Genomic DNA, 6,192 nt, shown 5'->3' on the forward strand with positions numbered 1-6,192 from the left:
CGTCATCTCATAAGAGACTTTGTCTACAGCCTGGGGCTATCTCGTTTTGAGATAGCCTTTAAATATTACTCCCATAAATCTGAGAGTAGGTTTGTTTGTTCTCTGTCTGGTCCTACTGAGAATATTGAAATTTGAACACCACATAGACGTTCGATTTCTTTTAAGTAGTTTAGTGCGTTCTCAGGTAGTTCTTCTAAACGACGTACTCCTGTAATATCTTCTTTCCAACCTGGATATTCTTTATAGATTGGTTTTGCTTTTTGTAATTCTTCAAGTGTTGCAGGATACTCTGTAATTTCTTTTCCATCGATTTCATAAGCGACACAAATTTTAACAGTATCTAATCCACTTAATACGTCAATTGAGTTTAGTGATAAGTCTGTAATCCCACTTACACGGCGTGAGTGACGTACTACAACTGAGTCAAACCAACCGACACGTCTTGGGCGTCCTGTTGTCGTACCGTATTCACGACCAATTTCACGAATATGATGACCATCTTCGTCGAATAGCTCAGTAGGGAATGGACCATCTCCAACACGTGACGTATATGCTTTACATACGCCGATAATATGTTTAATGAATGTCGGTCCAACACCACAACCAACTGTTACGTTACCTGCGATTGGATTTGATGACGTGACGAATGGGTATGTACCGTGGTCGATGTCTAACATAACACCTTGAGCACCTTCAAATAATACACGTTCATTTGCTTTAAATGAATCGTCTAAAATTTTTGCTGTGTCACATACATATGGACGTAAGCGATCAGCTGCTTTTTTATATGTGTCATAAATTTCTTCAAATTCAAATCCTTCGTGATTGAAGAGTGATTTTAAATAATGGTTTTTATATTCAATATTTTCTTTGAGGCGTTTTTTAAACACTTCATCGTTCACTAAATCAGCCATACGAATTCCAATACGTTGAACTTTGTCTACGTAACATGGTCCGATTCCTCTTTTTGTCGTACCAATCTTATTGTTACCACGTGCTTCTTCTTCTAATTCATCTTGAGCGATATGGTAGGGTAGGACGACATTTGCACGGTTTGAAATTCTTAAGTTATCAACTTTAATACCACGTGCTTCTAAACCGTCGAGCTCTTTAATAAGTGATAGTGGATCAATTACAACACCGTTACCGATTAATGCGATTTTATCATCTGCAAAAATTCCAGACGGTACTAAATGTAATTTGTATGTTTCTCCACCAAATTGAATCGTGTGACCCGCGTTATTTCCTCCAGAGAAACGAGCGATGACTTTTGCTTCTTCAGCTAAAAAGTCTGTAATTTTACCTTTACCTTCGTCTCCCCATTGTGTTCCGACTACTACTGTTCCAGACATAAAAAAAGCCTCCATTAAGTCTAATTTAACCGTATTATACTTTATCACTAAATACAGCTAAAATCAATTAAAATAAGCACTACTAAACGTTTAGAAGTGCTTTAATGTTAGCTCCCCGGTGGGATGTATCCATCTTCAAATTCTTGAACCGCAAGATCTATAAAGTTACTATGTTGTTTATTAAACATTAATTTAACTGTTCCAGTCGGTCCGTTACGATGTTTTGCAATGATGATTTCTATTTCATCTTGAGTACTTTGTGCGCCTTCATCGTCTTCACCTTCACCGCGATTGTAATAATCATCACGATATAAAAATGCAACGATGTCCGCATCTTGCTCAATCGATCCAGATTCACGTAAGTCACTCATCATCGGACGTTTATCTTGCCTAGATTCAACACTACGTGAGAGCTGAGACAATGCAATGACTGGACATTCCATTTCACGTGCCAGAGCTTTTAACATACGTGAAATTTCAGATACTTCTTGTTGTCTATTTTCACTATTTCTTCGACTAGATCCTTGAATTAGTTGTAAGTAGTCGATAATAATTAAATCGAGACCGTGTTGTGCTTTTAGCTTAATACACTTTGAACGAATCTCATTTACACGTATACCTGGTGTATCATCTATGAAAATATTTGTATCTGATAATTTACCAGTAACGTGTGCTAAGTTGTCCCATTCTTCTTGGTTGAGCTGTCTATTTCTTAAACTCGATGAATCGATATGTCCAACACTTGAAATCATACGTGTCGCGAGTTGTTCTGCACCCATTTCGAGTGAGAATATTGCGACTGTATTTTTATTAGTGCTAGACATTCCTACGTTTTCTGCAATGTTTAATGCAAAAGCTGTTTTACCCATCGACGGACGCGCTGCGAGAATGATTAGATCATTCGGTTGTAGACCACTCGTCATTTTATCGAGTTGTCGATAACCTGTTGGTATCCCTGTAATACCTTTGTTATCGAGTTTAGAGTATTCATCGATTTCTGTGAAAATATCGTAAACGACATCTCTCATCGTTTTAAATCCGTCACGTCTACGGTCTTTTTCGATATCCATCATCGATTTTTCTGCTTCAGCAATTAATTCCTCGACATTAGTCTCAGGGTTGAAACTATCTAATGATAGACGCTCTGCTTTTCGAATTAGAACACGTCTCAACGAATTTTTACGTATAATATCTGCATATTCTTCCCAATTGGATGACGTCGGTGACATTTCAAATAAATTTGTTAAATACGATAATCCACCGACATCATTGACTATATTTTTTACTTTAAAGTGTTCCATGAGTAGTAGTGGGCTAATCTTTTTATTCGCTTGATTTACCTCGAGCATACTACTATAAATGAGTTGGTGTGCGCGTTCATAAAAATCATCGACTTCTAACGTCGTCTCGACGTCTATCATAATCTCTGGATCTATTAAAACCGCACCGAGTAGTGCTTGTTCTGCATCGGTACTATGTGGCATTTGACGCGGAAAATGATTGTTATTTTCCATGACGACACCTCTTACTGTTCTACGACGTGAATTTTAAGTACTGCAGTAACTTCTTGATGTAACTTCACATCTACTTTATGATATCCAAGTGCTTTTAGTGGTTCAGGCATATCTAATTTTCTACGGTCGAGTTTAATGTCATGTTCTTTTTTATACGCTTCAATAACTTGTTTAGAACTCACTGAACCGAATAGACGACCATCTTCACCAGATTTCATTTTAATCGTAACTTCTAACTGTTCTAATTTTTCCTTTAACGCTTTTGCGTCCTCAAGCTCTTCACGTGCTGCTTCACGTTTTTGTTCTTGTTGAGCTTCTAATTTTTTTAAGTTAGCTGGAGTAGCTTCTTCTGCAAGTCCTTTTTTAAATAAAAAGTTTTGTGCATAACCTGCAGCAACTTCTTTTACTTCTCCTGCTTTACCGATATTCTTAACATCTTTTAATAGAATGACTTTCATTCTTCTTCACTCCTAATATCTTTCATTTGGTCTATGACATGTTTTAACTCGTCATATAACTCGTCCATCGTCACATCTGTACGTCTCGTTGCAGCGTTTGTTAAATGCCCACCGCCGCCGAGCTCTTCCATAATAATTTGTACATTAATATCTCCTAAAGATCGTGCAGAAATTCCAATTGAATCATCTTCCCGTGTCGCAATAACAAACGATGCACGTACACCTTCAATTTGAAGTAGAGAGTCAGCTGCTTGTGCGACAGTGACTGGATGATATGTCATCGTTTGGTCTGCTTTAACGATCGCAATACCATCAGAGTCTATCTCAGCAGATTTTATGAGATCACTACGTGCGATAAACGTATCGATATCATCTTTTAAGAACGTCTGAGCGAGTACTGGGTCAGCACCGTTTGAACGTAAGTAACTCGCTGCATCAAACGTACGACTACCTGTACGTAACGTATAGTTTCTCGTATCGACGATAATACCCGTCAACATAATCGTCGCTTCTAAACGTGACATTTTATGTTCTTGATACTGATACTCAAGTAGCTCTGCGACAAGTTCACATGCACTAGATGCATATGGTTCCATGTACACAAGTAGTGGGTTAGAAATCATTTCATCCGCACGTCTATGGTGGTCGATAACAACTTTACGCGTTGCTTTATTTAAAATATCGGTATCGAGCACCATCGATGGTCGATGCGTATCAACGACGACGACTGTCGTGCCTGGCGTCATTAAGTCAAATGCATCTTCTGATGAAATAAATGTTTCATATATATGTTCGTGGTCACGTACTTCGTTCATCATACGTGTTAACGTATCGTCTAAGTCTGACTCATTTAATACAATATGTGCATCGATTCCGTTTGATTTTGCGATTTTCGCAACACCAATACTCGCACCGATTGAGTCGACGTCAGGATTTTTATGCCCCATAATTAAGACATTTTCACCTTCAAGTAACAAGTCACGTAGGGCATGCGCCATAACACGAGCTTTTACGCGTGTACGTTTTTCCATCGGATCTGTTTTACCACCATAAAAACGTGCTGAACCGTTCACTGCTTTAATTGCTACTTGGTCACCACCGCGTCCGAGCGCTAAGTCTAACGCAGATTGTGCGAGTTGTCCGATTTCAATGTAATCTGTCGATCCTTCACCAAGACCAATAGATAACGTAACCTGTGCGCCCATTTCTTGAGTAGATTCACGCACTTTATCGAGTAGTTGAAAACGTGTGTCCTCGACCGCTTCAAGACTGATATTTTCCATAACAATCATAAAACGGTCATTTGAAAATCTACGAATGTACACATGGTGTTCTTCAGCCCATTCGTTAATCGTTGACATAATGAGGTTATTTAACTCACTTTTTAAGTTTTCCGTCATGTTTTGAGTGACATCATCATAGTTATCTAGAAACAAAATACCAATGACAGGTTTTCTATCATCAAGTTTTTTTCTTAATTTCTTTTCATTTGTAATATCAATAAAATGAAGCATCGATAACTCTTCTTCATAAAAAACTTTGTATGACTTATCTTCATAGACTGTTTCCGTCTGAGTTAAATTGTTTGTTTTAATCATCGTTAACAAATTCGGAAATACTGTATTAATCGGTTCGTTATACAGTTCTTCTGGCATCTCTTCTTCCATGTAGGCGTTCATCCATATAATTTCGTCGTCATCATTAATCATAATCATGCCGACTGGCATATGGTCTGCCGTATACTCTTTTCCTTTTGCGATATCATCTGCTAGCACTCTTAAATTTTTCTCTGATAATGTTAGCCAACGGTTGGCATATATATATACGAGTGCTAATAAAATCCCACTTACTAAGAAACTCAGTACTCCAAAACTAAAGTGGTTGATAAATATAAATGTACTCAATATCACGATGTGTAAAAGAATAATACTAAACGGAATGAGTATGAGTTTTTTATCGAGTACTTTAAACATGTGCTATTTCCCCCCTGTCTCAATACGTCGTCTAAATCTAAATAACATATCTATAAATCCAACAAATAATGTAATTGGTTTAAGAATGACTGAAACAATCATAATGAGTACGATCCATACAATGTTAAGTTCTTTATGTTTTAAAAAGTATAAAACAAATGCTAAACCATGTATGTATATAATCCACTCTAAAATTACCATTGAGTTCATGACAATCGCATAAACTGCATCACCTAACGTATTTTGAAATAGCGTTAAGATCATAAATCCAAAATAAATATAAGCGATATTTCTCGGGAAAACCCATTTACTAAATGGTACATATGTCCAAAGTTGAGATTTGTCTGTGACTAATACTCGAATCATTAGTACCGTATAGAGTGCAATCACAAAACTCACTACAAAAAATTGCGATGGAATTAATGTGAAAAATCCTTTTACAGATTGAATAATCATTTCTGTATCAAATGTTTGACCAGTAATGCTCGATACGTCATTTAATTGTTCTGTGTACCACGCAATCATTCGTGACTCTATATTTCCAAAAGATGGTATTACCTTAAATGCTTGAAGAATAAGCACACTAGATAACGATAGTATACCCATTAAAAACGTTAAATATGTCAGTGTCACTTCTTGTGTGAGTCGTTGCTTTAACGTACCTTCAAGTAATAAGACTGAACACACGATAACGATAAACATCACAAATGATAGTATTGAAAATCCGTATAGTGTTGGAATCCATATGATGAAAACCGTTATAAAGAATGTACGATCAGATTTGAACTTAATATCTAATAATAAATAGATAACAAACGGAACGATTAAAAATCCGAGTATAAATGTAAAGTCAGTAAGTATAAATAATATTAAACTCACAGCGATTGCTGATACG

Annotated in this window: 5 protein-coding genes; all 5 read right to left on the reverse strand. The window is 36.7% G+C overall.

Features of this window, described 5'->3' with window-relative positions; all coding sequences use genetic code 11:
* Positions 1-65: 65 nt before the first annotated feature.
* Positions 66-1,352 carry an adenylosuccinate synthase gene (locus HMPREF3029_RS00170; RefSeq protein WP_070709143.1) on the reverse strand — a complete coding sequence of 429 codons (1,287 nt, stop codon included), beginning with the start codon at positions 1,350-1,352 and terminating at the stop codon, positions 66-68.
* A 107-nt stretch (positions 1,353-1,459) separates the two neighbouring features.
* The gene (gene dnaB, locus HMPREF3029_RS00175; protein ID WP_070622640.1) at positions 1,460-2,866 is read right to left on the reverse strand and encodes a replicative DNA helicase; all 1,407 of its coding nucleotides are present in this window, start codon (positions 2,864-2,866) and stop codon (positions 1,460-1,462) included.
* An 11-nt stretch (positions 2,867-2,877) separates the two neighbouring features.
* Positions 2,878-3,324: a 50S ribosomal protein L9 gene (gene rplI, locus HMPREF3029_RS00180; protein WP_068129086.1), complete on the reverse strand. Its 447-nt coding sequence runs from the start codon at positions 3,322-3,324 to the stop codon at positions 2,878-2,880.
* Complete coding sequence (locus HMPREF3029_RS00185) at positions 3,321-5,297, reverse strand: DHH family phosphoesterase (protein WP_070457162.1); 1,977 nt, start codon at positions 5,295-5,297, stop codon at positions 3,321-3,323. Before HMPREF3029_RS00185 ends, rplI begins: the two co-directional genes overlap by 4 nt.
* 3 nt (positions 5,298-5,300) lie before the next feature.
* Positions 5,301-6,192: DUF2232 domain-containing protein (locus HMPREF3029_RS00190; protein WP_070709145.1), on the reverse strand; the 892-nt coding region annotated here is incomplete at its 5' end.

The organism is Nosocomiicoccus sp. HMSC059G07, assembly GCF_001815515.1.
Taxonomy (GTDB): domain Bacteria; phylum Bacillota; class Bacilli; order Staphylococcales; family Salinicoccaceae; genus Nosocomiicoccus; species Nosocomiicoccus ampullae_A.

Excerpts from the sequence above, each read along its gene's own strand:
- HMPREF3029_RS00170 (WP_070709143.1), bottom strand. The coding sequence starts at position 1,352 with ATGTCTGGAACAGTAGTAGTCGGAACACAATGGGGAGACGAAGGTAAA.
- dnaB (WP_070622640.1), bottom strand. The coding sequence starts at position 2,866 with ATGGAAAATAACAATCATTTTCCGCGTCAAATGCCACATAGTACCGAT.
- rplI (WP_068129086.1), bottom strand. The coding sequence starts at position 3,324 with ATGAAAGTCATTCTATTAAAAGATGTTAAGAATATCGGTAAAGCAGGA.
- HMPREF3029_RS00185 (WP_070457162.1), bottom strand. The coding sequence starts at position 5,297 with ATGTTTAAAGTACTCGATAAAAAACTCATACTCATTCCGTTTAGTATT.